Here is a 24237-nt window from a genome sequence, read left to right on the forward strand (position 1 = left end):
CGCTACCCGGTTACGCCGGGCTTGGGTGGCGGAGCGCCCGAAGGCACTCCGCATCAGGTCTGGATTATTGAATCCAGCCTTTTTCTTTATAGTACTTCTCGGCGCCCGGATGCAGCGGAGCCGACAGACCGTCGGAAATCATTTCTTCGGGCTTGAGGTTGGCGAAAGCCGGGTGCAACTTTTTGAAATCGTCGAAGTTTTCAAAAACCGAGCTGACAACCGCATAGACCGCGTCTTCAGACACATCCGCCGAGGTCACGAAAGTCGCGCCAACACCAAAAGTCGTGGTGTCACCGTCAGACCCGCGATACATGCCGCCCGGAATGGTCGCGGTGCGGTAATACGAGTTGCCGTCGATCAGGCCGTCAATCGCGTCGCCGGTTACGTTGACCAGAACAGAGTCACAGGCGGTGGTGGCTTCCTGGATCGAGCCCGACGGGTGGCCCACGGTGTAGATCATCGCGTCGATCTGGTTGTCGCACAGGGCTGCCGACTGTTCGGCTGCTTTCAGTTCGGATGCCAGGGCGAAATCATCGATCGTCCAGCCCATGGCGTCCAGAACCACATCCATGGTGCCGCGCTGACCGGAACCGGGGTTGCCGATGTTCACGCGCTTGCCCTTAAGGTCTTCAAAGCTGCTGATGCCGGAATCGGCACGCGCCACAACAGTGAACGGCTCGGGGTGGACCGAGAACACAGCGCGCAGGTTTTCAAACGCACCAGCATCTTCGAATTTCGAGGTGCCGTTATAGGCATGGTACTGCCAGTCGGACTGGGCCACACCGAACTCCAGCTCGCCTTCGCGGATGGTGTTGATGTTGTAAACCGATCCGCCGGTTGACTCGACCGAGCACCGAACGCCATGCTCTTTGCGTCCTTTGTTCACCAGACGGCAGATCGCGCCACCGGTCGGGTAGTACACGCCAGTCACACCGCCGGTACCGATGGTGATGAATTCTTCCGCATAAGCCGCCGGAGCCATCATGGCTGCCGTGACAAACGCGCCAAGGCTTAGCTTGCTGCTGTTTTTCATTTTTGAGAACTCCCAAACTCTTATTGTGGATGAGAGACATGTCAGCGGCCCCCCATCTGGGACCATGCCGGTACGGCAAGCCACCCTATCATGCAACAGGGTCAAGCATCTGAAATTCCAAAATCTCCCAACTTAGACGACGTTTCATTCAGACACTCATCTTGTCAACCCCTGCACATGACGTAACGTCCTCAATCCGCATATATGACGGAATTTGCCAAAGTTTCCCCATCGGTCGAATTTGAGTGTATACCGCTTCAAACTCAGCCATTGGCCGGTCCTAACGGAATGGTTTGGTTGGTTCGTTCAAACACGGAGTAGAAAGGGCGAAAAGCCGTGAACAAAACATCGTTCAGCCCGCTGCTGGCCATTGCGCTTGCCCTAAGTGCCGCCATCGCAGTTTGGGGGCTTGCCGACCCGCAAGGGCTGGGCAAATTGGCCGCTGCCGCAGTGGCGACTCAATTCAACAGCCGCGGCTGGTTTATCATGCTCGAGGTCAGCGGGTTGCTGTTCGTCGCGCTCTTTCTAGCCTTTTCCCGGTTCGGGAACACTCGGTTGGGCAAAGACACGGATACGCCCGAATTTTCCACCCCGGCTTGGATCGCTATGCTTTTTGCCGCCGGGATGGGCGTCGGCCTGTTATTTTACGGAGCTGCCGAGCCGTTGACCCACTTCGAAGTACTGCGGCAATACCGCGACGAGCCGGAAGCGGCCAGCTACGCCATGTTCGTCACCTACCTTAACTGGGGGTTTCACGCATGGGCCATTTACGGAATCGTGGCGTTGGTCATCGCCTATTTCGCCTATCGCAAAGGCAGGGCCTTGCTGTTGAGCGCACCAGTACTGGATACTTTTGGCGATATGCGCTGGACCCGGTCCCTGGGCTGGCTGTTCGATCTTTTATCAATCGTTGCGATCGCCGTGGGGTTGGCCGGGTCAATGGCCATGGGGGTTTTCCAGATACAGACAGGGTTGGCGGGCCTGATCGGAGTTGAAAACCCCGACACCCTGACGATACCGGTCTTTGTCGCGCTTTGTGTTGCGTTCATTATACCGCTGCGCAAGGACCTTGGCGACGGAATGGCGCTGCTGTCAAACGCCGCGATGCTGATTGCTGTCAGTATGATGATTTATCTGCTGCTGCTTGGCCCAACATCGTTCCTTATGAACGACATCGTCGCCGGGTTTGGCCGGTACCTGTTCGAAGTTCTACCCGCCGGGTTTTCGACCGCCGAGTTTTTCGATGATATCATCGTCGACTGGTTTCAGGGCTGGACGCTGAACTACATGATCTGGTGGTTAGCTTGGTCTCCCTTTGTAGGCATCTTTATCGCTCGTATTTCGCGCGGGCGAACCATTCGTGAGTTTCTGGTAGGCGTTATCGTCGCACCCACCCTGTTTTCGATCTTCTGGTTCGGAATCTTCGGAGGCTTAGGCTTTTACGACGCCCTGCGCCAACACGCAGAACTGTCTGCGATAAACGCGCAAAATCTGGACGCCACGACCTTTGCTCTGCTGGAACGGTTTCCATTGGACGGCGTGACGAGGGCCGCAACGGTTTTGGCGGCATTTCTGTTCGTCATTACCAGTGTGGTCAGCGCCGGATTCACCTTGGCGATGATCGGAACCGGTGGGGACGAGAACCCCTCGCCCCGCATACGCACAATCTGGGGGGCGATTCTCGGAGCTTTAGGGCTGGCGATGATATTTGTCGGTGACATTGGGCTTGTCCGGTCGATCATAGCCTTGTCGGCCATAGCCTTTGTTTTCATCGTTCCGGTACTGGTTATCTGCCTGATCAAATCACTGGCCCGCGAGGACCGCTCATGAGCACTTCCCTGATTGACACGCTTCTAAACATCAATGTGTTCCTGTTCATCGGCTTTCTGGTCTGGCTCAGCCTCCGACCGGACCCTTAAGGGTCGCCAATACACTTTGCTTACCGGAAGATGTGGTGCCCAAGGAGAGACTCGAACTCTCACGCCCGTGAAGGCGGGGGATTTTGAATCCCCTGCGTCTACCATTCCGCCACTTGGGCCACGAACACTGGATTAGCGCCCAAGTTCAGGAAGGTCCAGAGGCAAAAAACAACCCATCGTTATTTGTTTTTCCGGCGGCAGTTGACCCTAGGATGACCGCGTGATTTGGCTAACCCATCTGTTGACCGGGATTTTGGCGCCGAATGATACGATCACTTTATGACTGGACTATTCGTCTGGCCGAACACCCGCACGCTTTGTGGGCATTGGCCGTGGTGGCCTTTATTGAAAGCTCGTTCTTTCCGATTCCGCCCGATGTGCTGATGATTCCGATGATCCTGGCGCGACCGTCACGTGCGTGGATGATCGCGACAGTTGCGTTGGTCGCATCGGTGCTCGGTGGGTTGCTTGGATACGCGATTGGGGCCTTTTTCTATGAAAGCCTCGGTCAGCCCATCCTCGAATCCATGGGCAAGGCTCACGCGATGGAGGAATTCAACACCCGTTTCAACGATTTCGGGTTCTGGGCTGTGCTGGCGGCGGGCGTGACCCCCTTTCCTTACAAGGTCATCACCATTATGTCGGGCTGGACCGGCATGCCTCTGGGCACATTCATTGCGACGTCGATTCTGGCACGTGCATTGCGCTTTTTCATTGTAGCCGGTCTTTTGTGGGGCTTTGGAGAGCCGATCCGCGCCTTCATCGAAAAGCGACTGGGCCTGATGTTCACGTTGTTCATAATCCTGCTGTTCGGCGGCTTTCTTGTGGTGAAATACATATGACACGAAGAGCTCAACTGATTTTGGTCGCTGCCGGCGGCTCTGGCGCGTTGCTGCTGGGGGCGTGGGCATTTCAATACCTTGGCGGTATGGCACCTTGCAAAATGTGCATTTGGCAGCGCTATCCTCATGCCGTAGCTTTTTTTGTAGGCGCGTTGGCTCTGGCGCTGCCGCGTTTGAACTTTTTCCCCCTCGTCGGAGCACTGGCTGCGCTGTCCACTGCGGCTATCGGCTTTTTCCACGCCGGGGTCGAGCAAGGGTGGTGGGAAGGCCCGTCAAGCTGCACTTCCGGCGATATCGGAGGACTATCGACTCAGGACTTGTTCGACCAGATCATGACCGCGCCCCTTGTACGCTGCGATGACATCCCGTGGGAGATGTTCGGATTGTCCATGGCCGCCTGGAACGGCGTAATCTCGACTGTGCTGATTGTATTCTGGATGCTGGCCTGGCGTCAGAACTCGTCCAGCTCGGCATCCCAGTAAAGAAAGTCGATCCAGCTGTCATGCAGGTGATTGGGCGGGAACTTCCGCCCGACATTGCGTAAGGCTTCGGCATCAGGCTGGCGCGGCGGCTTGCGCAGGGTCATTCCTGCCTGCCGCAGCGATTTCGACCCTTTGCGCAGGTTGCACGGGCTGCACGCCGCCACCACGTTCTGCCAGCTGGTTACACCGCCTGCGGCACGCGGCACCACGTGGTCAAACGTCAGATCCCCCCGGCTGCCGCAATACTGGCAGCGGAATTCATCCCTTAGAAATAAATTAAAGCGCGTGAAGGCCACGCGCTTTCTGGGTTTTACATAGTCTTTCAGCACAACAACCGACGGTATTCGGATTTCAGTGCTGGGGCTTCGGACGACCTCGTCATACTCTGCCACAATGTCCACCCGATCCAGCCAGGCGGCTTTCACAGCCTCCTGCCATGGCCAAAGGGACAGCGGATAGTAAGACAAGGGGCGATAATCGGCGTTCAAAACCAGTGCCGGATGATGCTTTAGCGCACCGGGTTCCCTGACAAATTCGGTCCTGAAGTCTGCGTCCATATCAGAATCGCTCCTCGCTCTGCTCTGCCCGTTTGACATCAGAGCGGGGAACACCCGCCCCGGCCTTAAGTTAACTATATATCGTGTTAAAACTCTGACAAGCCCTGAGTATCCACAATATCTCGGGGAATGGGTAAGCTGCCTGCGTAACAGGCACATGACAGTTATCCACAGGTTGCACGACAGTTTCCGCCGCGCTATGGCGAAGACCATGAGCTGGTTTATTCGATTCAACAAACCCTTCGACGTGCTGCCGCAATTTACCGACCGGGCGAATGCGGACACACCGCGCAGCACCCTGTCGGATTTCATCGACCTACCGGACGTCTATCCTGCCGGGCGGTTGGACCGTGACAGCGAAGGGCTGATGCTGCTGACCGACAATGGGCGGCTGCAGGCGCATATCGCCGACCCTAAGCACAAGATGGCCAAAACCTACTGGGTACAGGTCGAAGGCCTGCCCGACGCCGCCGCGCTAAAGGCGCTGCGCGACGGGGTCGAGTTGAAAGATGGCGTGACCCGCCCCGCCAAGGCCCGGATGATGGACGAACCCGATGGGCTTTGGCCGCGCACCCCTCCGATCCGCGAACGTCAGACAGTGCCCGATTGCTGGATCGAGCTAACCCTGCGCGAAGGCAAGAACCGGCAGGTTCGGCGCATGACGGCGGCTGTGGGCCACCCGACCCTGCGCCTGATCCGCGCCCGCATTGGCGACTGGACGCTGGATGGGCTGGATCCCGGCCAATGGGACAGCCTGCCCGAACCCGCGATCAACGCGGCACCTCAGCGTAAACGTGACCGCCGACCCCGCCGGTGACAAAAACCTCCGTTTGTGATAGGCTTAGGCCATGAAAATCACGTCGGATATCCCCACCCCGCAGGGCATTCTTGAGACCGCTTTGTACGTCGATGACCTTGACGTGGCCGAACAATTCTATGGTGAGGTTCTGGCACTTGAAAAAATCCAGCGGGTCACCGACCGGCATGTGTTCTATCGCGTGGGTGCGACGGTTCTGCTGATCTTCAACGCTGACGAGACCGAGAAACCGCCACTGAACCCCGACCTGCCCGTGCCCCCTCATGGAGCGCGCGGACCGGGCCATGTCTGCCTGTCCATGCCCCGCGACCAGATCGCGGTGATGCGCAAACACCTGCTGGACTGGAACGTACCCCTGGATGCCGAGTTCGATTGGCCGAACGGTGCGCACTCGCTTTATGTGCGCGATCCGGCGGGCAACTCGGTGGAGTTCACAGAACCCCACCTTTGGGGCTGATTACCGCAGCGGCTGCTTCTCGCCGCCTACGATGCGGTAAATATCTGCGGATGTGACCCCAACCTCACCCAAAGCATCCTGAAACACGGCCATATGCGGCGTGGCCATATGCGCCTCAAGCGCAGCTTGGCTTTCCCACTCTTCGTACACTCGGAAGCGGTTGGAATGCCCAAGAACCTGGCTGAATTCGTAGATGTTACAGCCTTGTTCTTTCACCGTTTCCGCCACCATTTCCTGCGCGGCTTTTGCCGCCTGTTCAATGCCTTCCGGCGCGACCTCAACCGTTCCAGTAACGACTAGCATTCCTAACCCTTTCTCAGTTCAAACCGTTTGGAAATCCGATCAACCGGTGTGCCGTCACGCAGGGGAACGCCATAAGCGACCGAGTAGTCCAGAAAACCCATCTTGTCGTAGTAACTCAGCCCTTGCCGGTTATCGGCCCGGATCGTGGCATTGATCGCGCTGAACCCCAAAGCCGCTGCATGTTTCGAGGTTTCGGCAAACAGCGCCCGCCCAACACCTCTCAGAACCGGATCGCGGCGCGCAAAGGTGGCGATATCGGCGCAGTCGTCAGGCAATTTTGCATGCGATCCCAGCCACTGAAAACCGGCAACCTCACCCTGTTCGTCCAGCGCAACATGGCAGCAGATCTTGTCGGGCCCGTCCAGATAACTTTGCGCAAAAAGTGCCTCAGAAAACGGGATCTCGAACGCAGTCGTCCCCCCGATCTCGATAGTCTGGTTGAGGATCCGACACGCGGCTGCCACATCCTCGGGCATCATCGGCCGGACTGCGATCATTGGATCAAAGGCTCAGCTTGTCACGCATGAAGGCCAACGCCACGCTCAGGCCATCAGGCGCGATACCGTGGCCGGTGCCCTTCATGATATGGGCGTAAACCTCTTTGAAATCGGCAGCCTGCAGCGCCTCGGCCGCCTCAGGCAGCGATTGCGGCGGCACCACATCATCAGCGTCTCCATGCACCAGAAGGATCGGCATTCGGCTGACCGTCTCATCGGGCAGCAGATCAGGCTCTAGCAACCGGCCCGAAAAGGCGACGATCCCAGCTACCGGGTCTTCGCGGCGCGGGGCCACGTGAAGGCTCATCATCGTGCCCTGACTGAAGCCGAACAGCACCACCTGTTCGGGCAGCACGTCCTCATCCACCATCAGCGCGTCAAGGAAGGCGTTGAAATCCTCGACCGCCATCTCCATACCGCGACGCGCCTCTTCTTCGGACGAGCCGTCGATCCACGGGATCGGGAACCATTGAAATCCGTTGGGCATACCAGGAATTTGCTCGGGCGCGTCGGGCGCCACGAACAGCGTGTCGGGTAGATGCTCACCCAGTGGATCGGCCAGCCCCAGCAGGTCGGCCCCGTTGGCGCCGTAGCCATGCACAAACACCACGACCGAGCGCGTGTCGCCCGAAACCGGCTCTTTTCGGAGCGCATTCAATACTCGAGTCATCTGATCCCTTCTCGTTCCTTTGCAACCCGGTAATAGGCCCACAACACCCGCGCCGCAACCGACCGCCAGGGCGACCACGCCTCGGCCATCTGCCGCAATTCCTTGTCGTTCGGGCGCTTGGGCAGATCGTAGAGGATACGCGCGGCCTCTTGCAGGGCCAGATCGCCGGGTGCCATCACATCGGCGCGGCCCAGCGAGAACATGGCGTAGATCTCGGCGGTCCAGACCCCGATGCCAGGAACTTCGGTCAGAACGGCGACCACATCCGCGTCAGGAAGATCGCGTAACGCCTTGTAATCAATGCGCGCTTCGGTCAGCGCGCGGGCATAGCGAATTTTCTGACGGCTCAGCCCAACGGCTCGTAGGTCATCATCGGTGGCCCACATGATCTTGCGCGGGCCGGTTAGTTTCGCGTCCTGCAACCGTTTCCAGATCGCATTGGCAGAGGCCACGCTGACCTGCTGGCTGACAATCGCGCTAAGCAGCTGCGCGAACCCGTCAGGCTTGCGACGCAGGGGCAACGGTCCCACCTGATCCAGCGCATAGGCCATGCGCGGGCAGGCATTGCCCAGCCACTCGGCCCCCTCACGCACACAGTCGTTGGTTTCGATGATACGTCCGACGGACATGCGGGCCTCAGGCTGTTTGATTGCGCACACGTTAGGCTGCTTTGACGCATATGCAACCCGCTTGTGCGACATGCTTTTCGCGGATACCCATGGGCGCATGACGATGACCGCCACTACCCCCGATGACAGCCAAGCCAAACGCAACGTCGCCGTTCTGGTGGCCGCGCAAGCGGTGCTGGGCGCACAGATGCCGATGATCTTTATCGTCGGCGGGTTGGCGGGCGAGTCGCTGGCGACCAATGCCTGTCTGGCGACCCTTCCGATCTCACTTATCGTGCTAGGGTCGATGCTGGCGGCCACGCCGATCTCGGCCATCATGCAGCGCTGGGGACGGCGCGTTGGCTTTCTGGTGGGCGCAACTGCAGGTGCGCTTGGCGGTCTGGTCGGGGCTTACGGCCTGTATTTGGGGTCATTCTCCATCTTTCTGCTAGGCAGCCTGTTGACCGGTATCTATATGAGCGCGCACGGCTTTTACCGCTTTGCCGCCGCCGATACGGCCTCGGACGCTTTCCGCCCCAAAGCGATTTCCTATGTCATGGCCGGAGGGCTTGCGGCGGCGATCATTGGGCCACAGATCGTCAAGCTGACCTCAACCGCCTATGTGATCCCGTTCCTCGGCACCTATATGGCAGTGATTGCGGTGAATGTGATCGGCTCGGTCCTGTTCTTCTTTCTCGACATCCCGACCCCGGCAAAAATGGCAGAGGACGCACCCAAAGGTCGCAACCGACTTGAGATGTTGAAAACCCCGCGCATCGCCGTCGCGATCATCTGCGCGATGGTGTCATATGCGCTGATGAACCTTGTCATGACCTCAACCCCGCTGGCGGTTGTCGGCTGCGGCTATTCGGCCAATGACGCGGCCGATGTGGTGACTGGGCATGTTCTGGCCATGTATATCCCCAGCTTTTTCACCGGTCAGTTGATCGCCCGCTTTGGAGTCGAGAGAATCGTCGCCCTTGGCCTGGCCATTCTGGGCGCAGCCGGAGTGGTCGCCCTGCAAGGGGTCGAGCTTGGCAATTTCTTCATCGCCCTGATCCTGCTGGGCATCGGTTGGAACTTTGGCTTTATCGGGGCCACTACGATGCTGGCCTCTGCCCATGACGTGAATGAACGCGGGCGGATGCAGGGCCTGAATGACCTGCTGGTGTTCGGCGGCGTAACCTTTGCCTCGCTTGCTTCGGGCGGGTTGATGAACTGCTCGGGCGGTTCGGCGGTCGAGGGGTGGACAGCGGTGAACCTTGCCATGATCCCTCTGTTGACCTTGGCCGGTGGCGCACTGTTGTGGCTGGTGTTGAAGCCCACGGAACCCGAGGCCGCCTGATCGCCTACCAGTGCCCCCGCGCGGCCGTCCACATCAGGGACAACCTGCGCCGCATTTCCCCCTGCGCCATATCCCCGGCAGCCACACGATCCGGTTTGGCAATGGCGCGGCGCAGCACCCATTCGGCCTGCCACCCGGAATACAGCGCCGGACGTGCCTGTGCCGACACCACCGCCGCATTCGCCCGCGCCCGCCGCAACCGGTCCAACCCTGCTTGCGCCAGCGCCCGCACCCCGTCAGGTGTGCCGTCCAACAATGGGATGCGCCCGCGCGCTTCAAGCTCGGGGATCGCGCGCAACCAATTCGCCACGCCAACCGCATAGCCGAAGTCGCGCAAAACTCCCTCATCCGCTGGCCCCAGAACCTGCGCAGAAGCAACCATTAGGCTACCTGCGCTCTGGTCCAGATAGGTGTCGAAATGGGCCTGATCTTCGAACGGATCACGATATATATCCCAACGCCTTACGGCCACATACTCATCAAGTTGCGCGGCCAGATGAGGCGACAGCACACGGGACAAGGGCGTTACAACCTCGTGGCGGCGCACAGTTCCACTTTCGGCAATTTCCTGCAACGCATCGCGCCACCATTGCAGACGCATTTCGGCGATCATCGTCTCTTGCGTGACCCACGGCGCGCGCGCCACCTCGGCATTTAGTGCGTAAATCGGAAAGAGCTTGGGCCGCACCGCAACCGGAGCCGCCATCACCGCCATGAACCGATCCGGATCAGCGCGATGCACAAGTGCGGCGCAGGCCTTTACGTCATCGTCGAAGGCAACGCTCACTCGGCCACCACCGCCTGCGGCCCGCAATCACGCACCAGTTTCCACTGGATCGCATCCAGCAGAGCCTCGAACGAGGCATCGACTATGTTCGCACTGACGCCCACGGTCGACCAGCGCCGCCCCTGCCCGTCTTCGCTGTCGATGATGACGCGGGTCACAGCCTCGGTCCCGCCTTGGGTGATGCGCACCTTGAAATCCACCAGCCGCATATCCGCTAGAACCTGCGAATATTGCCCCAGATCTTTCGCCAGCGCCTTGGCAAGCGCGTTCACCGGTCCGCGATCGCTGCCATCCTCATCCAGAGACTCACTGACCGACAGCTTCTTTTCGCCGTCGACTTTCACCACGACCACGGCTTCGGACAGGCTGACCATCTTGTTGTACTTGTTCTTGCGCCGTTCAACGGTCACTTTGTACCGCTTGACCTCAAAGAACTCGGGCAGTTGCCCCAACTCATCCCGCGCCAGCAGTTCGAAACTGGCCTGTGCGGTGTCATAAGAATAGCCCTCGGCCTCGCGCTGTTTGATCCGGTCAAGGATGCGCCCCAGCGCCGGGTCGGCTTTTTCCACCGACAGCCCCGCCTCGGTCAGCCGCTTGCGCAGGTTCGATTGGCCCGCCTGGTTCGACATCGGGATGATCCGCGCATTGCCGACTGCCCCCGGATCTACATGCTCATAGGTCGAGGGATCCTTGAGGATCGCGCTGGCGTGCAACCCCGCCTTATGCGCAAAGGCCGAGGCCCCCACATAGGCCGATTGTTTGCTGGGCACCCGGTTCAGGATGTCGTCCAGCATCCGGCTGATCCGCGTCAGACCGGCCAGCGCCTTTGTGGTGACGCCTATATCAAAGTTCGAGGCATATGGTTCTTTCAGCAACAAGGTCGGGATCAAAGCGGTCAGGTTCGCATTGCCACACCGCTCACCCAGCCCGTTCAGCGTGCCCTGTATCTGTCGCGCGCCTGCGTCGACGGCAGCCAGCGAACAGGCGACTGCGTTTTCGGTGTCATTGTGCGTATGAATACCCAGACGATCGCCCGGCAGACCTGCGGCGATCACTTCGGTCACAATGCGCGACACCTCGGCTGGCAGCGCACCGCCATTGGTATCGCACAGCACAATCCAGCGCGCGCCTGCGTCCAGAGCCGCCCGGCAGACCTGAACCGCATAGGCGGGATTGTCCTTGTAGCCGTCAAAGAAATGCTCGGCATCGAACAGTGCCTCGCGCCCCTGCGCCACGATATGCGCGACTGAGGCGCGGACATTCTCGACATTCTCCTCCAGCGTGGTCCCCAATGCGTGGGTCACGTGGTAATCATGAGACTTGCCCACCAGACAGACAGCCTGCGTGCCAGCATTCATCACGGCGGCCAGCACATCATCATTCTCGGCCGACCGGCCCGACCGTTTGGTCATACCAAAGGCCGTCAACCGGGCCGAGGTCTTTGGCGCAACCTCGAAAAACGCGCTGTCGGTGGGGTTCGCACCGGGCCAGCCGCCCTCGATATAGTCCACGCCCAACTCGTCCAGAGCCTTGGCAATCTGCACCTTTTCAGCGGTCGAGAACTGCACACCCTGGGTCTGCTGCCCGTCGCGCAGGGTGGTGTCGTATAGATAAAGCCGTTCCTTCGACATCACACACCCTCCAGCTTGGCAGCGTCAAACCCGGCCCCCGGCACCAGCTCCACACCGTCCTTGCTCATCCGCACTTCCAGCCCTGCTGCGACATAGGCCGCCTTCAACCGGTCCACTTCCGAGAAGTCCTTGCTTTGCATCGCCTGGGCCCGCGCCTCGGCCAGACGCGTCGCATGACCCGAAAGTTCCGCCGAGCCCGTATCGGCCCAAGCACCCATCTCAGGCTCCAACAACCCCAGAACCTGCGCACTGGCCAACAGGCCCGCTGCGTCACCCTCTGCCGCCAGGCGGTGGAGTTCCGCCAAAGCCCCCGCCGTGTTCAGGTCATCACCCAGCGCGGCGATCATCGAGGGGGCCGCGCTGGCGGCGGGCTCGATGCCCGCTGTCAGCGCCCGCCACTTGCGCAGCGTCGCCTCGGCGTTGCGGGCCTTCTTCTCGGTCCAGTCCATCGGCTTGCGGTAATGCGTCTGTAAGAACACAAACCGGATCACCTCACCCGGAACGCCCTGATCCAGCAGATCATGTACGGTGAAGAAATTGCCCAAAGACTTGGACATCTTCTTGCCCTCAACCTGCAGCATCTCATTATGCAACCAAACCCGCGCGAACTCGCCCTCGGGATGGGCGCAGCAGCTTTGCGCTATCTCGTTTTCATGATGCGGGAACATCAGATCATTGCCGCCGCCGTGAATGTCAAAACTCTCACCCAACAGCTCATAGCTCATGGCCGAGCATTCGATATGCCATCCCGGACGCCCCCGTCCCCACGGGCTGTCCCACCCCGGTAACTCGTCGGTCGACGGTTTCCAAAGTACGAAATCCATCGGGTTCTTTTTGTATGGCGCAACCTCGACCCGCGCTCCGGCGATCATGTCATCGACCGAACGACCAGACAGCGCGCCGTATTTAGCCTTCCAGCTGTCCACAGCGAACAGAACATGCCCCTCGGCTGCATAGGCGTGGCCTTTGGCGATCAAGTCCTCGATCATGGCGATCATCTGGCCAATATACTGCGTCGCGCGCGGCATCTCGTTGGGCTCCAGCGCGCCCAAAGCGCCCATGTCATGCAAGTACCAGCCGATCGTCTCGTCCGAGCGTTCCTGCACAAGCTGCTCCAACGTGCCCGCTGCACCCGCTTTCTGCCGCGCCAAAGCAGTCGCGTTGATCTTGTCATCCACGTCGGTGAAGTTTCGCACATAGGTCACATGCTCTGCGCCATAGCTGTGGCGCAGCAACCGATAGAGCACGTCAAACACCACCACGGGCCGCGCATTGCCCAGATGGGCGCGGTCATAGACCGTCGGACCACAGACATACATCCGCACATTGTCAGCACTGATCGGCACGAAATCCTCTTTCGTCCGGGTCCTTGTGTTGTGCAGTTTGATCGTGGTCATCGGTCGGCTCCTAAGAACGGCATGGCGTCTCGCGTTGGCGCGGGCTTAGCAACTTGTCTCAGGGATGAAAACGAAAGAAACTGGCCCGCTTGATAAATCAGCAGGAAATGCAGCAGGTAATGATGCAGAACGTCAGTTTCATAGAGTTTGGTTATCATGCGGGCATTGTTCCGCCAAGCCCCTGTTTTCACACTGCCTCGAATTGACATTCTCAAAACGCTCTGGCCCTTTCGGCTACAAAACAGGCAGAGACGCATCATGAAACTGTCACGGCGTATTACGCAATTGACCAGAGGCGACAGCGACGGGTGGGACGTATTCTACCGCGCCCGACGAATGATAACCGAAGGCCTTGCGGTTACCGAACTGACCATTGGGGAACATGATATCCGCACAGATCCGTCAATTCTGCGTGCGATGAATCTGTCCGCCCGACAAGGCCACACGGGATACGCATTGGTGCCCGGTACGGATCTGCTGCGCGATACAGTAGCTGCGCGCGTTCAAACGCGAACCGGTGTTCCCACCACACGTAACAACGTATTGATTACACCCGGCGGTCAATCGGCTCTGTTCGCGGCCCATATGGCGGTTTGCGATCCGGGTGATTTTGGCCTGTACCTGGACCCATACTATGCCACCTACCCTGGAACGATCCGCGGCGCCGGCGCCATCGACCGGGCGGTTCAAACCACAGCCAAGGCAGCCTTTCAGCCAGACCCCCAGCAGATCGAAGCCGCCTCTGACGGTGCGGTTTCGTTGCTCATCAATACGCCCAACAACCCTACCGGGGTCGTGTATTCCCGCCAGACCCTCGAGGGCCTGGCCGATGTCTGCCGTAAACGCGACCTGTGGCTGATTTCCGACGAAGTTTACGACACGCAGGTTTGGGATGGAGCGCACATCTCGCCCCGCAGCCTGCCTGATATGGCGGACCGCACTTTGGTCGTTGGCTCAATGTCCAAATCGCATGCCATGACGGGCTCTCGATGCGGGTGGGTCGTAGGGCCTGAAAAAGTGATCTCTTATCTGATCACATTGGCCACACACACGACCTACGGCGTACCCGGCTTCGTTCAGGACGCGGCCCATTTTGCGCTGACCGCCGGAGATGAACTTGAAAACAGCATCGCGGCTCCGTTTCGCCGCAGACGGACGCTGGCAATCGAAATTCTGAGCGCGCAGACCACGGTCGGTTTAGTGCCCGCGCAAGGCGCGATGTACCTGATGCTGGACGTGCGTGCAACCGGCCTCAGCGGTTTAGAGTTCGCAAATGCACTGCTGGATAAACGTCGAATCGCGGTGATGCCTGGCGAGAGTTTTGGCACTGCTGCTAAAGGACATATTCGCGTGGCCATGACAATCGAGGACGTGCGCTTTGCGTCTGCTTTAAAAACCATATGTGATTTCGCGAAAGAGTTGGCTGACCAGAATGCAGCAGAGTAGCCGTGGTCAGAACCGAAAGGTCGTTCTCAAATTGAACACGTTGGAATCGAGGCCGCCTTCGGAACGGGTCACGTCGTCAAAATTCTGTCTTAAAGCCTCACCACTGATGACAAATCTATCGGTGACCGGATAGGCAACACCGATTCCGTAGACCGCAGCTGTGTCATTTTCGACCGACGAATCCACTCGTGCGGCTCCCACAACTACATACCCAAGCGCAGATCCGAAATCGTACCCGCCACGCAGTTTCACGCGGGTCATGCTGTCCAGGCTACCTTCGTTCTGGCCCAGATTCAAAGACAGCCGATTATACTCAAGCTCGCCTCCCAGAACGAAATTCCCGAAATCGTGGTCATACCCGACATGAGGACCGAAGCTAGAATCACTACCGCTTGCGCCGTTCGGGCCATCTGCATCCGCATAACCAAAGCTGAATCCTGCATAAGCCCCGCTCCAATCCTCGGCAAAAGCCGAGATGGTGCCGGTCAGTGTCATCGCGACAATGATGGGCAGCAGATGGTTCATTAGACTACAAAAGCCTTTCATCAAAACATTCGAGTATTCTTTTCAGAGTGCCATACAACTGGAAGCCAATCGTTAAAAATCAATTGAGATCACGAATTGCTGCTAAATAAGTGACCGAAGTATAACAGATTTCCGGATCAAACGGGTAATTTCTTTACCCAAGGTAATCTATGTGCCGAAAAACTCAGGTTTGTTTCGCTTTTGGTCATCGAAGTCGCAAACAGAACAGAATGAGGCGACCCGACTTGGAACACTGCATGCCACAAGGTGAGGAGCCTCATGCACAGTGACGTTTGGAAGATCCGGCTGATCAGCCGCACCATCGGTGCGGATCGTGGTCGCGCGGCCCGAGGGCGACCATTCCGGGATTGAACCGCCCTTAGACCACTCGCAACTCACCAATCGGACTTTGATATGAACGACCAATCCCGTACCTCTTCTCGCAGCGGCGGCCGCGCCGCACGTCGCGCGGCCCGTGCCTCGGCCCTTCCCGACCACTTGCGCCCCGTTCGCCCTGGCCTTGAAGGCGGAACACTGAAACCGCTCACCCCTCGGCAGGTTGAACAGATACACGAGGCCGCGCTGACGGCGCTTGAAACGATCGGGCTTGCGGACGCGCCGCAAAGCGGGATTGACTATCTGGTCAGCGCTGGATGCACCTTGGGCGACGACGGGCGCATTCGCTTTCCACGGGCGCTGGTCGAGAACACGATTGCCAATGCCAATCGTTCCGTGACCCTGCACAGCCGTGATGGGCAGATGGATCTCGATCTGTCGGGCACGCGCGTCCACTATGGCACCGCGGGCGCTGCTGTCAGCATGGTCGACGTCCATGGTAGGGAGTATCGGGACTCGACCGTTCAAGACCTGCACGATGCAGCGCGGATTTGTCAGCAACTGGATAATATTCATTTCGTTCAACGCCCTATGGTGTGTCGTGACATCACGGACAACATGGAGATGGACCTGAACACCGTCTACGCCGCCTGTTCTGGCACGTTCAAACACATCGGCACGTCGTTCACAGAGCCCAGCCATGTCGCCCCAGCGGTTGAGATGTTGCACATGATCGCGGGCGGAGAGGATAAGTGGCGCGAGCGACCATTTGTATCGAACTCGAACTGTTTCGTTGTTCCTCCGATGAAATTCGCCACCGAAAGTTGCGAAGTGATGGAGGAGTGTATCAAGGCTGGAATGCCGGTACTGTTGTTGTCCGCAGGTATGGCCGGTGCGACAGCCCCCTCGACCATCGCGGGCGCAATCACACAGGCCACCGCCGAATGCCTGGCCGGACTGGTTTATGTAAATGCCGTAAGCCCCAGCGCACCTGCAGTTTTTGGCACCTGGCCCTTTGGGTTGGACCTGCGAACCGGCGCTATGTCCATAGGCTCGGGCGAGCAAGCCCTGCTGACGGCCGGGTGCGGACAAATGCACCAGTTCTATGATCTTCCCGGCGGCGCGGCGGCCGGCGCATCCGACTCGAAAATGCCAGATATGCAGGCTGGCTGGGAGCAGATGTGCTCGAATGTCATGGCGGGATTGTCTGGCGTGAATATGGTGTACGAGGCCGCTGGAATGCACGCCTCATTGCTGGGTTTCTGTTTTGAAAGCCTGATCCTAGGGGATGACATTATAGGACAGGCGCAGCGCTGTGTTCGTGGGATCGAAGTCACGGATGAAACGCTGGCGCTCGACCAGATCGCCGAAGTCTGCATGGGCGGCCCGGGCCATTACCTCGGCACCGATGCAACGCTAAGCCGAATGCAAGCGGATTACGTGTATCCGACTTATGGCGACCGCACGTCTCCCAAAGAATGGGCCGAATTGGACAAGCCTGATCTGATCGCCAAGGCCACGGCCCGGAAAGAGGAAATCTTGTCCACGCCGTCACCCGCACGGTTCGATCCCATGCTGGACGCGGCGCTTCGCGAGAAATTTAACATTCACTTGCCAACGTAAGTGTATGAAAAAAAGGGGGCCGAGGCCCCCTTTAAGTTTCGCCATCCAGGCTCATATCGTTGACCGCCCGGTGTTTTTTTGCCTGCGGCCTGGACTGCGCATGGGACGAGCGCACCCGTCCCGTGAGAGAGTGGGAAAGAGCAATATTCCGCCCCACCCTGTTCCCGGCCGACACGGGCATGTCGGCCGAGTGGAAAAAGGCATCGTCGGTAAGTCTCGGCGCCTTCTTCCGTATTCGTCGGGACCGGGCATTCGGGGGAAAGCCCAGGTCCCTACACCCCGCCTGACGGGGCGTTTGCCTTAGCTACACCCGCTGGTCGCACCGCAGGTGTTGCATTTCATGCAGGTGCCGTTGCGCACCAGCGTGTAGTTTCCGCATTCACCGCAGGGATCGCCCTCGTACCCTTGCATCTTAGCTTTGGTGCGAGCGTCCATGCCGGTCGCCACTGCAGTTTCAGCAGGGGCTTCGAACACGGCGGCAGGTTCCGCCATCCCGGTCGCATCTGCTTGCGGTGTGAACACGGCCAGATCCTGCGGCAACCGCTTGCGCAGATACCCGGTCGAGCTGATTTGCTTCAATACTTCCAATGACTTGGAGGCCGCTGTTTCACTGATTTCCGAGACGTTCGAGACGCCCTCTTCCTCGCCTCGGCCGATATCGTCAAAGGTCGCGCCTTCGGGCTTCACATGGGCCAGATCAGTGCGGTCCAGATAGCTGACGGCCAGCTCGCGGAAGATGTAGTCCAAGATCGACGTCGCGTTCTTGATCGAGTCGTTGCCCTGCACCATCCCCGCCGGTTCGAACTTGGTGAAGGTGAAGGCGTCCACGAACTCTTCCAGCGGCACGCCGTATTGTAGGCCGACCGAGACCGCGATGGCAAAGTTGTTCATCATCGCGCGGAAGCCAGCGCCTTCCTTGTGCATGTCGATGAAGATCTCACCCAGCGAGCCATCCGAATACTCACCCGTCCGCAGATAGACCTTATGGCCGCCAACGATGGCTTTCTGAGTATAACCCTTCCGACGCTCGGGCATCTTTTCGCGGTGAGACCGGACGATTTCCTTGACGACGACCTTCTCGATGACCTTCTCGGCCAGCACGGCAGCTTTTTCGGCCGGTGTGCCGCTTTCCAGAACCTCGGCGGCCTCATCATCATCCTCAACCAATGCAGCGGCCAGGGGCTGAGACAGCTTCGAACCGTCGCGGTACAGCGCGTTCGCCTTCACACCCAGCGACCACGACAACTCATATGCCTTCTGGCAGTCTTCGATGGTCGCGTCGTTCGGCATGTTGATCGTTTTTGAGATCGCACCCGAGATGAAGCTCTGCGCCGCCGCCATCATGGTGATGTGGCTGTCAACCCCAAGGAAACGCTTACCTTTCTTGCCGCACGGGTTGGCGCAATCGAAGATGGAATAGTGTTCCTCTTTCAGGTGCGGCGCGCCTTCCAGCGTCATGGTTCCGCAGACGTGATCATTCGCCGCTTCGATATCCGCGCGGGTGAAACCCAGGTGACGCAGAAGGTCGAAAGTCGGGTCATTCAGCTTGGTGGCCGGGATGCCCAGAACGCCGGTGCAGAAATCCTCGCCCAATGTCCACTGGTTGAAGACGAACCGGATGTCGAACGCGCTTTCCAGTGCCGCATCCACCTTGGCCAGTTCATTCGGGCCGAACCCATGACCGGTAAGCGAGGTGTGGTTGATCCCCGGCGCGTTGCCGATGGTGCCATGACCAACCGCGTAGCCCACGATCTCTTCGATCTGAGACGAGGAATAGCCCAGCTTCTCCAGCGCCGACGGCACCGAGCGGTTGATGATCTTGAAGTAACCGCCGCCCGCAAGCTTCTTGAACTTGACCAGAGCAAAGTCCGGCTCGATCCCGGTGGTGTCGCAATCCATCACCAGACCGATGGTGCCGGTCGGCGCGATCACGGTCGCCTGCGCATTGCGGTACCCGTTCTTTTCGCCAAGGCTCAGCGCCTCATCCCAGGCCGACATGGCCAGATCAATCAGGCGCTTGTCTGGGCAGTTGCCGTGGTCCAGAGGCACCGGCTTAACGGCCAGTTTCTCATAACCCTCGGTCACACCCTGCGACGCACGGCGGTGGTTACGGATGACGCGCAGCATGTGATCGGCGTTGCGCTCATAGCCCTTGAACGCACCCAGTTCCCCCGCAATCTCGGCCGAGGTCGCATAGGCCACACCGGTCATGATCGCGGTCAACGCGCCACAGATCGCCCGACCCTCATCCGAGTCATAGCTGTAGCCCATGTTCATCAGCAGGCCGCCGATATTCGCGTAGCCCAGACCCAAGGTACGGAAATCGTAAGACAGTTGCGCGATTTCCTTCGATGGGAATTGCGCCATAGTCACCGAGATTTCCAGCGTCAGGGTCCACAGTCGTGAGGCGTGCATGTAATCCGCCGCCTGGAACTCACCTTCCTTGAGGAAGGTCAGCAGGTTCATCGACGCCAGGTTACAAGCCGTGTCATCAAGGAACATGTATTCCGAGCAAGGGTTCGAGCCGCGAATCTCACCATCTTCGGGGCATGTGTGCCATTCGTTGACGGTGTCGTGGAACTGAATGCCCGGATCGGCACAGGCCCACGCGGCGTGGCCGACCTTTTCCCACAGATCGCGCGCTTTGACGGTCTTGGCGACATTACCATCGGTCCGGTTGATCAGCTCCCAATCGGCGTCTTTTTCAACGGCCGTCAGGAACGCGTTGGTCACGCGGATCGAGTTGTTGGAGTTTTGGCCCGAGACCGAGCTGTAAGCTTCCGAGTCCCAGTCCGTATCATAGGTCGGGAATTCGATGCTGTCGTGGCCTTGCCGCGCGTAATCCAGCACGCGCTTGATGTAAGTCTCGGGAATTGCGACCTTTTTGGCCTCGCGCACAGCCATTTTCAGGCTGTCATTCTTGTTCAGATCATAGGCGTCATCGGCGGCGCCGTCCCAAGAGCGGATGGCCTCGAAAATGCCGTTCAGCATCTTCTCGTGCATCTTCGATCCGGCAACGATCGAGGCCACCTTCTGCTCTTCGATCACCTTCCATTCGATGAATTGCTCGATATCGGGGTGATCTGCATCGACGATTACCATCTTTGCTGCTCGACGGGTTGTACCGCCTGATTTGATCGCGCCAGCGGCGCGGTCGCCGATCTTGAGAAAGCCCATAAGACCCGAGGACTTGCCGCCGCCTGACAGCGCCTCGCCTTCCGCGCGCAGATGGCTGAAGTTGGTCCCGGTGCCCGAGCCATATTTAAACAGGCGCGCCTCGCGCACCCACAGATCCATGATGCCGCCTTCGTTCACCAGATCATCATCGACGGACTGGATGAAGCACGCGTGCGGCTGCGGATGTTCGTAAGCGGATTTCGACTTGGTCAGTTTGCCGGTTTTATAGTCGACATAGTGGTGACCCTGCGCAGGACCGTCGATACCGTAAGCCCAGTGAAGGCCCGTATTGAACCACTGTGGCGAGTTCGGCGCGGCGCGTTGGGTCGCCAGCATATAGCGCATCTCGTCAAAGTAGGAGCGTGCGTCTTCCTCGGTCGAGAAATAGCCACCCTTCCAGCCCCAATAAGCCCAGGCGCCAGCCAGTCGGTCAAACACCTGTTTCGAGGACGTTTCTCCGTCGAATTCTGCACCCTCGGCCGGGACCGAGCGCCACAGGAATTCGGGCACGTCTTTTTCCTTAACTTTCTTCAGCTTGGTGGGCACACCGGCTTTGCGGAAGTATTTCTGAGCGATGACGTCACTGGCCACCTGACTCCAGCTTGACGGCACTTCGATACCATCCAGCCGGAAGACTATAGTGCCATCAGGATTCCGAATCTCAGACGTTGCGGACACAAAGTCCAAATCCGCGTAGGCATCTTGTCCCGATTTAGTGAATTTCCTGTCAATCTGCATGTCCGCCGCCCTAGATTCAATCAACTTGTCCCTTAGTGATTGACCCCCAAATCAAGGATCGCCCACCTGCCAAAAAATTCGGGCGCAACGAACCCTGCGCTACCCGCGGCAGCGCAAACCCGTCCAAACGGCTGCACGTTACTATTATGTGCTTTCCGACCCTCGCCCTGTGCCCAACACCGGTTTTTCTACCAGATTTAGTGGCACCACATTCGGCCCATACAATCTGGCGTATTCAGCCATAGATCGTCAACGTCATTTTTCCGTCATTTTTGAAATCTTTTTTGTTGACCGGATTGTAACGCCTTCGTGAAACGAGGTGTTTCCCGATTCCTCCACAAGTTCATCCACCGGTATTGGTCAGCCGCCGACTAAATCTAACGCGCAATTAACTGTGATTTCCGGCACAGTTATCGGCATTTGATAAACCTGCGTTAAGGTATTTAAACTGAAACAGAATCAGCACGGCCCATATCGGACAAGCACATCCGGGCATACCCCGCCAAACGACAGATCGAGGATACAGGAATTGATACCGAGGCTTGGAATCCTATCCGTAATGGGCCTGATCGTGGCGTGCACAGCACAAGATGTGCCCATTCCAACCCGCAGTGCACAGTTTCAAGACTATCCAAAGCGTCTGTTCGATACGTTTGAAGTCAGCTGTAGCGATCCAGGAGAGCAGTTCGAACGGGTCGGGAATCAAGTGTTTGAATGCACCGAGCTTTTGCCTCCGGACACGACTGCTTATCTGATTCTCAACTACGAGGGATATCCGCAGGACTTGCCTCAAAGTGTCATGCGCCTGACATCGACCAAAAACACTGCTGGCTATCGGATCGATGCCGAGGTGTTTTTTAATGTCCCCCAAAGGACAGGACCGCCTGTGCAGGTGCCAGTCGAAAGCAAGACTCTGGATAAAGCGCTAAGTGCGCTCTACCAGGCAATGGGTGGATCACCAACATTGTAAGAAGAAGTGGTCGGGGCGGCAGGATTCGAACCTACGACCCCCTGTACCCAAAACAAGCGAGCGAAGGAATAAAGATAAATTATTTCAATTTGTTACCTAATCCCTTATCAACTTTGACTCACATCTTGCTGAAGTTTTAGAATTACGCGATGGGCACTTGAAAACCCTCGATCATAAAAGGGCTCACAAACCCACAAGAACAGGTATGTTGCCTTGGTCCCCAAGGTGTACTGATGAACTATAGACCCCGAGAGGTTTTATCTTTGCCTCCATTAGTCCAGGATATGAGCATTGGTTGAGTCAGTGGCATCAACTGGCTCAATGGCGATGCAAAGACTGCTGTTAGCATCCTGCGACCCGCCTATTTTGATGCGCAGAGAATATGTTCTCTCTGACTATTATCTGAAGGTTGACTGCTTGTTTGTGACGGAAACGCGTAAGCTCATAATCGTCGAATTCAAATCGGACAGTTATGAAGCGCAGATGGAAGCCCTTCCTCAAGTTCTTGACTATACTAGCTACTTGGGTAGAGAGCGTGCGGTCGAATTTGCGTACGGGATTCAAAATCACAAGAATGCAGTTTTTCGTGACGCAACTAAGGAAGGTGAGCTCCTGCGCGTCCTTAAACAGGACAAGCGTGCAGTGCTCAACGATTGGTTTGATCCGGCTTGCGTAATCATCGCAAGGAAACCAACGAGACGGGTTGCGAGCGCTGTGGGACAACTAGCAGAGAACGGGTTTCCTTTAGCAGTGTACAGCCTTCGCTGCGCACAGGGAAATAATGAGCTCAACCTAATCGCAGGAAGGTGCATAGCTACCAACGACTATGCGAAACCTTCACTATTGAAACCGAGACCCTCGCGCCGAGCGTTCTCAAAATTCTGGGATGAATTTGAAGAGTTTCTAAAAACAACAGGCTTGGTCTCTCTGTCAGAAAGACTTACTAAAATGGCGCATCGCGCGTTTTTCAGAACTGGTATTCCCCACCTAAAATATGAAGTCGTTGCAAATAGGTCGGAAATACAAGTTAACTTGTTGGCTCAAAAACCAAACCTTAAGTGCAGACATGCCCTTCTTGATACAAATCGTGTTCTGAAGGCTTCTAGAACTTACAAAAGTGTTTCCACGTGCCTGAGACCCGACGAAAACCAATGGCGTATTCGAGCAAGCAGGAAATTTGACAAGAACTCTCGAAATGATTGGAAATCCTCTTTCGAATGGGCGCGTGACTGGTTGGTTTTGTTTCACAGAGCATTACAGCACGCAGTCCCATCGGCAGACTTGGAAGACCTGAATTAAAGCCCCAATTCGGCGCGAAAGTACCTCAGTTGATTTCTGACCGACTGATTCGCCGGGAACTAAACTGCCTCAATTTTCCCATCGCACCGGCAAAACGCTTAAGCGGTCTATTCTTGAAATCGAGTAGACAGCCAAGGATAAAAAAATTTTTAACCTTACCAATCCTTTACGCTCAACTTTTTATGTTGACCACATTGGTTTGAGGCAGGTTTGATCGGGGTGCCATGATGCTTTTAGGGAGATCAAAATGAAAAGGAACGATACTTACCCTCTAACAATGAAACTGCGCCCCGACTTTGTTTCGTATTCTGGTTGGGCTGCCAGCACAGTGTATGACCGAGCAGCCGCAGGAGAAATCAAACTCATCAAGGTCGGGCGCGCTACCTACGTCGAACTGAAGAGCTTCGAACGATTTCTGTCAGAAAACCAGTTTGTGCCAAAATTACGCTAGGCGGTTTTTGAGAGACAAATGCCTGGCGAGCGTTTTATCAAGTCTGATGTCGCAAAGCTCCTTGAAGACGCCTTGTCTAGAGGACCAAGAGGCCAATTGCGAGAATCGATTCTGCAAGCTTTGAAGTATTGTTCGGGAACGAAACGAAGTGAAGTTTCTACGCGAACAATTGAGACCCTCAAGCACGGACAATCGCTTTCCGACAGTGCTTGTCCAGGCCTTCGATTCGAGTGTGGTGTCCGTTGTCAGGGATTTTGGGACAGATGGCTGCCTGAGCTAAGAGAGGATCTGGCGCATCTGGTTGGTTTGATTATGCGGCGGATTTGC

General features: G+C 57.5%; 23 protein-coding genes and 1 tRNA gene. 12 read left to right on the forward strand and 12 right to left on the reverse strand.

What is annotated here, in order from left to right; genetic code table 11:
- Window positions 1–64: 64 nt before the first annotated feature.
- Window positions 65–1033: a TAXI family TRAP transporter solute-binding subunit gene (locus ACR0DX_RS12500; protein WP_170354262.1), complete on the reverse strand. Its 969-nt coding sequence runs from the start codon at window positions 1031–1033 to the stop codon at window positions 65–67.
- Between the two features lie 336 nt (window positions 1034–1369).
- Between ACR0DX_RS12500 and ACR0DX_RS12505 the strand changes: the two genes are divergently transcribed.
- Window positions 1370–2863: a BCCT family transporter gene (locus ACR0DX_RS12505; protein WP_170724290.1), complete on the forward strand. Its 1494-nt coding sequence runs from the start codon at window positions 1370–1372 to the stop codon at window positions 2861–2863.
- A 122-nt stretch (window positions 2864–2985) separates the two neighbouring features.
- Here the strand turns inward: ACR0DX_RS12505 and ACR0DX_RS12510 are convergent.
- Window positions 2986–3071, reverse strand: a tRNA-Leu gene (locus ACR0DX_RS12510).
- 144 nt (window positions 3072–3215) lie between these two features.
- Here ACR0DX_RS12510 and ACR0DX_RS12515 point away from each other — a divergent pair.
- Both ACR0DX_RS12515 and ACR0DX_RS12520 read left to right on the forward strand, forming a co-directional pair.
- Window positions 3216–3794 (forward strand): YqaA family protein, encoded by a 579-nt coding sequence (locus ACR0DX_RS12515; protein WP_480846309.1) that lies wholly within the window; start codon window positions 3216–3218, stop codon window positions 3792–3794.
- Window positions 3791–4276 carry a disulfide bond formation protein B gene (locus ACR0DX_RS12520; RefSeq protein WP_170354265.1) on the forward strand — a complete coding sequence of 162 codons (486 nt, stop codon included), beginning with the start codon at window positions 3791–3793 and terminating at the stop codon, window positions 4274–4276. Before ACR0DX_RS12515 ends, ACR0DX_RS12520 begins: the two co-directional genes overlap by 4 nt.
- Here ACR0DX_RS12520 and ACR0DX_RS12525 read toward each other — a convergent pair.
- Entirely contained in the window at window positions 4246–4833 is a 588-nt protein-coding gene (locus ACR0DX_RS12525) for an HNH endonuclease (RefSeq protein WP_170354266.1), read from the reverse strand. The genes ACR0DX_RS12520 and ACR0DX_RS12525 overlap by 31 nt on opposite strands.
- A gap of 211 nt (window positions 4834–5044) precedes the next feature.
- Between ACR0DX_RS12525 and ACR0DX_RS12530 the strand changes: the two genes are divergently transcribed.
- Both ACR0DX_RS12530 and ACR0DX_RS12535 read left to right on the forward strand, forming a co-directional pair.
- A complete protein-coding gene (locus tag ACR0DX_RS12530) occupies window positions 5045–5650 on the forward strand; it encodes a pseudouridine synthase (RefSeq protein ID WP_170354267.1) in 606 nt (201 codons plus the stop codon).
- A gap of 31 nt (window positions 5651–5681) precedes the next feature.
- Entirely contained in the window at window positions 5682–6107 is a 426-nt protein-coding gene (locus ACR0DX_RS12535; protein ID WP_170354268.1) for a VOC family protein, read from the forward strand.
- On the opposite strand, the gene ACR0DX_RS12540 is transcribed toward ACR0DX_RS12535, so the two are convergent.
- From ACR0DX_RS12540 to ACR0DX_RS12555, 4 genes are read right to left on the reverse strand one after another with little or no spacing between them, the layout of a single operon-like run.
- Window positions 6108–6410, reverse strand: a complete 303-nt coding sequence (locus ACR0DX_RS12540; protein WP_170354269.1) for a putative quinol monooxygenase — start codon at window positions 6408–6410, stop codon at window positions 6108–6110.
- Window positions 6411–6412: 2 nt separating this feature from the next.
- The gene (locus ACR0DX_RS12545; RefSeq protein ID WP_170354270.1) at window positions 6413–6907 is read right to left on the reverse strand and encodes a GNAT family N-acetyltransferase; all 495 of its coding nucleotides are present in this window, start codon (window positions 6905–6907) and stop codon (window positions 6413–6415) included.
- Between the two features lie 4 nt (window positions 6908–6911).
- Entirely contained in the window at window positions 6912–7577 is a 666-nt protein-coding gene (locus ACR0DX_RS12550) for an alpha/beta hydrolase (protein WP_170354271.1), read from the reverse strand.
- Window positions 7574–8206 carry a DNA-3-methyladenine glycosylase 2 family protein gene (locus tag ACR0DX_RS12555; RefSeq protein ID WP_170724289.1) on the reverse strand — a complete coding sequence of 211 codons (633 nt, stop codon included), beginning with the start codon at window positions 8204–8206 and terminating at the stop codon, window positions 7574–7576. Before ACR0DX_RS12555 ends, ACR0DX_RS12550 begins: the two co-directional genes overlap by 4 nt.
- Before the next feature lie 97 nt (window positions 8207–8303).
- Here ACR0DX_RS12555 and ACR0DX_RS12560 point away from each other — a divergent pair, with 97 nt between their 5' ends.
- The gene (locus ACR0DX_RS12560) at window positions 8304–9530 is read left to right on the forward strand and encodes an MFS transporter (protein WP_170354431.1); all 1227 of its coding nucleotides are present in this window, start codon (window positions 8304–8306) and stop codon (window positions 9528–9530) included.
- A gap of 4 nt (window positions 9531–9534) precedes the next feature.
- Here ACR0DX_RS12560 and ACR0DX_RS12565 read toward each other — a convergent pair whose 3' ends face one another.
- From ACR0DX_RS12565 to cysS, 3 genes are read right to left on the reverse strand one after another with little or no spacing between them, the layout of a single operon-like run.
- The gene (locus tag ACR0DX_RS12565) at window positions 9535–10317 is read right to left on the reverse strand and encodes a squalene/phytoene synthase family protein (RefSeq protein ID WP_170354273.1); all 783 of its coding nucleotides are present in this window, start codon (window positions 10315–10317) and stop codon (window positions 9535–9537) included.
- A complete protein-coding gene (gene cimA, locus ACR0DX_RS12570; protein ID WP_170354274.1) occupies window positions 10314–11948 on the reverse strand; it encodes a citramalate synthase in 1635 nt (544 codons plus the stop codon). The genes ACR0DX_RS12565 and cimA overlap by 4 nt, the downstream gene beginning before the upstream one ends.
- Window positions 11948–13345 carry a cysteine--tRNA ligase gene (cysS, locus tag ACR0DX_RS12575; RefSeq protein ID WP_170354275.1) on the reverse strand — a complete coding sequence of 466 codons (1398 nt, stop codon included), beginning with the start codon at window positions 13343–13345 and terminating at the stop codon, window positions 11948–11950. The genes cimA and cysS overlap by 1 nt, the downstream gene beginning before the upstream one ends.
- A 258-nt stretch (window positions 13346–13603) precedes the next feature.
- On the opposite strand from cysS, the gene ACR0DX_RS12580 reads away from it, so the two are divergent.
- Window positions 13604–14791, forward strand: a complete 1188-nt coding sequence (locus ACR0DX_RS12580) for a pyridoxal phosphate-dependent aminotransferase (RefSeq protein ID WP_170354276.1) — start codon at window positions 13604–13606, stop codon at window positions 14789–14791.
- A gap of 6 nt (window positions 14792–14797) precedes the next feature.
- Here the strand turns inward: ACR0DX_RS12580 and ACR0DX_RS12585 are convergent, their stop codons facing one another.
- Window positions 14798–15316 carry an outer membrane protein gene (locus ACR0DX_RS12585; protein WP_480846315.1) on the reverse strand — a complete coding sequence of 173 codons (519 nt, stop codon included), beginning with the start codon at window positions 15314–15316 and terminating at the stop codon, window positions 14798–14800.
- A gap of 414 nt (window positions 15317–15730) precedes the next feature.
- On the opposite strand from ACR0DX_RS12585, the gene ACR0DX_RS12590 reads away from it, so the two are divergent.
- Complete coding sequence (locus tag ACR0DX_RS12590; RefSeq protein ID WP_170354278.1) at window positions 15731–17275, forward strand: trimethylamine methyltransferase family protein; 1545 nt, start codon at window positions 15731–15733, stop codon at window positions 17273–17275.
- A gap of 300 nt (window positions 17276–17575) precedes the next feature.
- On the opposite strand, the gene ACR0DX_RS12595 is transcribed toward ACR0DX_RS12590, so the two are convergent.
- A complete protein-coding gene (locus tag ACR0DX_RS12595) occupies window positions 17576–21190 on the reverse strand; it encodes a vitamin B12-dependent ribonucleotide reductase (protein ID WP_480846318.1) in 3615 nt (1204 codons plus the stop codon).
- 559 nt (window positions 21191–21749) lie between these two features.
- Here ACR0DX_RS12595 and ACR0DX_RS12600 point away from each other — a divergent pair.
- From ACR0DX_RS12600 to ACR0DX_RS12615, 4 genes are all read left to right on the forward strand, one after another.
- Window positions 21750–22160: a hypothetical protein gene (locus ACR0DX_RS12600; protein WP_170354280.1), complete on the forward strand. Its 411-nt coding sequence runs from the start codon at window positions 21750–21752 to the stop codon at window positions 22158–22160.
- Between the two features lie 327 nt (window positions 22161–22487).
- Entirely contained in the window at window positions 22488–23459 is a 972-nt protein-coding gene (locus ACR0DX_RS12605) for a hypothetical protein (RefSeq protein WP_480846321.1), read from the forward strand.
- Window positions 23460–23706: 247 nt separating this feature from the next.
- On the forward strand, window positions 23707–23910 hold the full coding sequence (locus ACR0DX_RS12610; RefSeq protein ID WP_480846323.1) for a hypothetical protein: 204 nt from the start codon (window positions 23707–23709) through the stop codon (window positions 23908–23910).
- Window positions 23911–23928: 18 nt separating this feature from the next.
- Window positions 23929–24237 (forward strand): hypothetical protein (locus tag ACR0DX_RS12615; RefSeq protein WP_480846325.1); only part of this gene is annotated, 309 nt, incomplete at its 3' end.

The sequence above is a fragment of the Ruegeria sp. D3 genome (assembly GCF_056534465.1).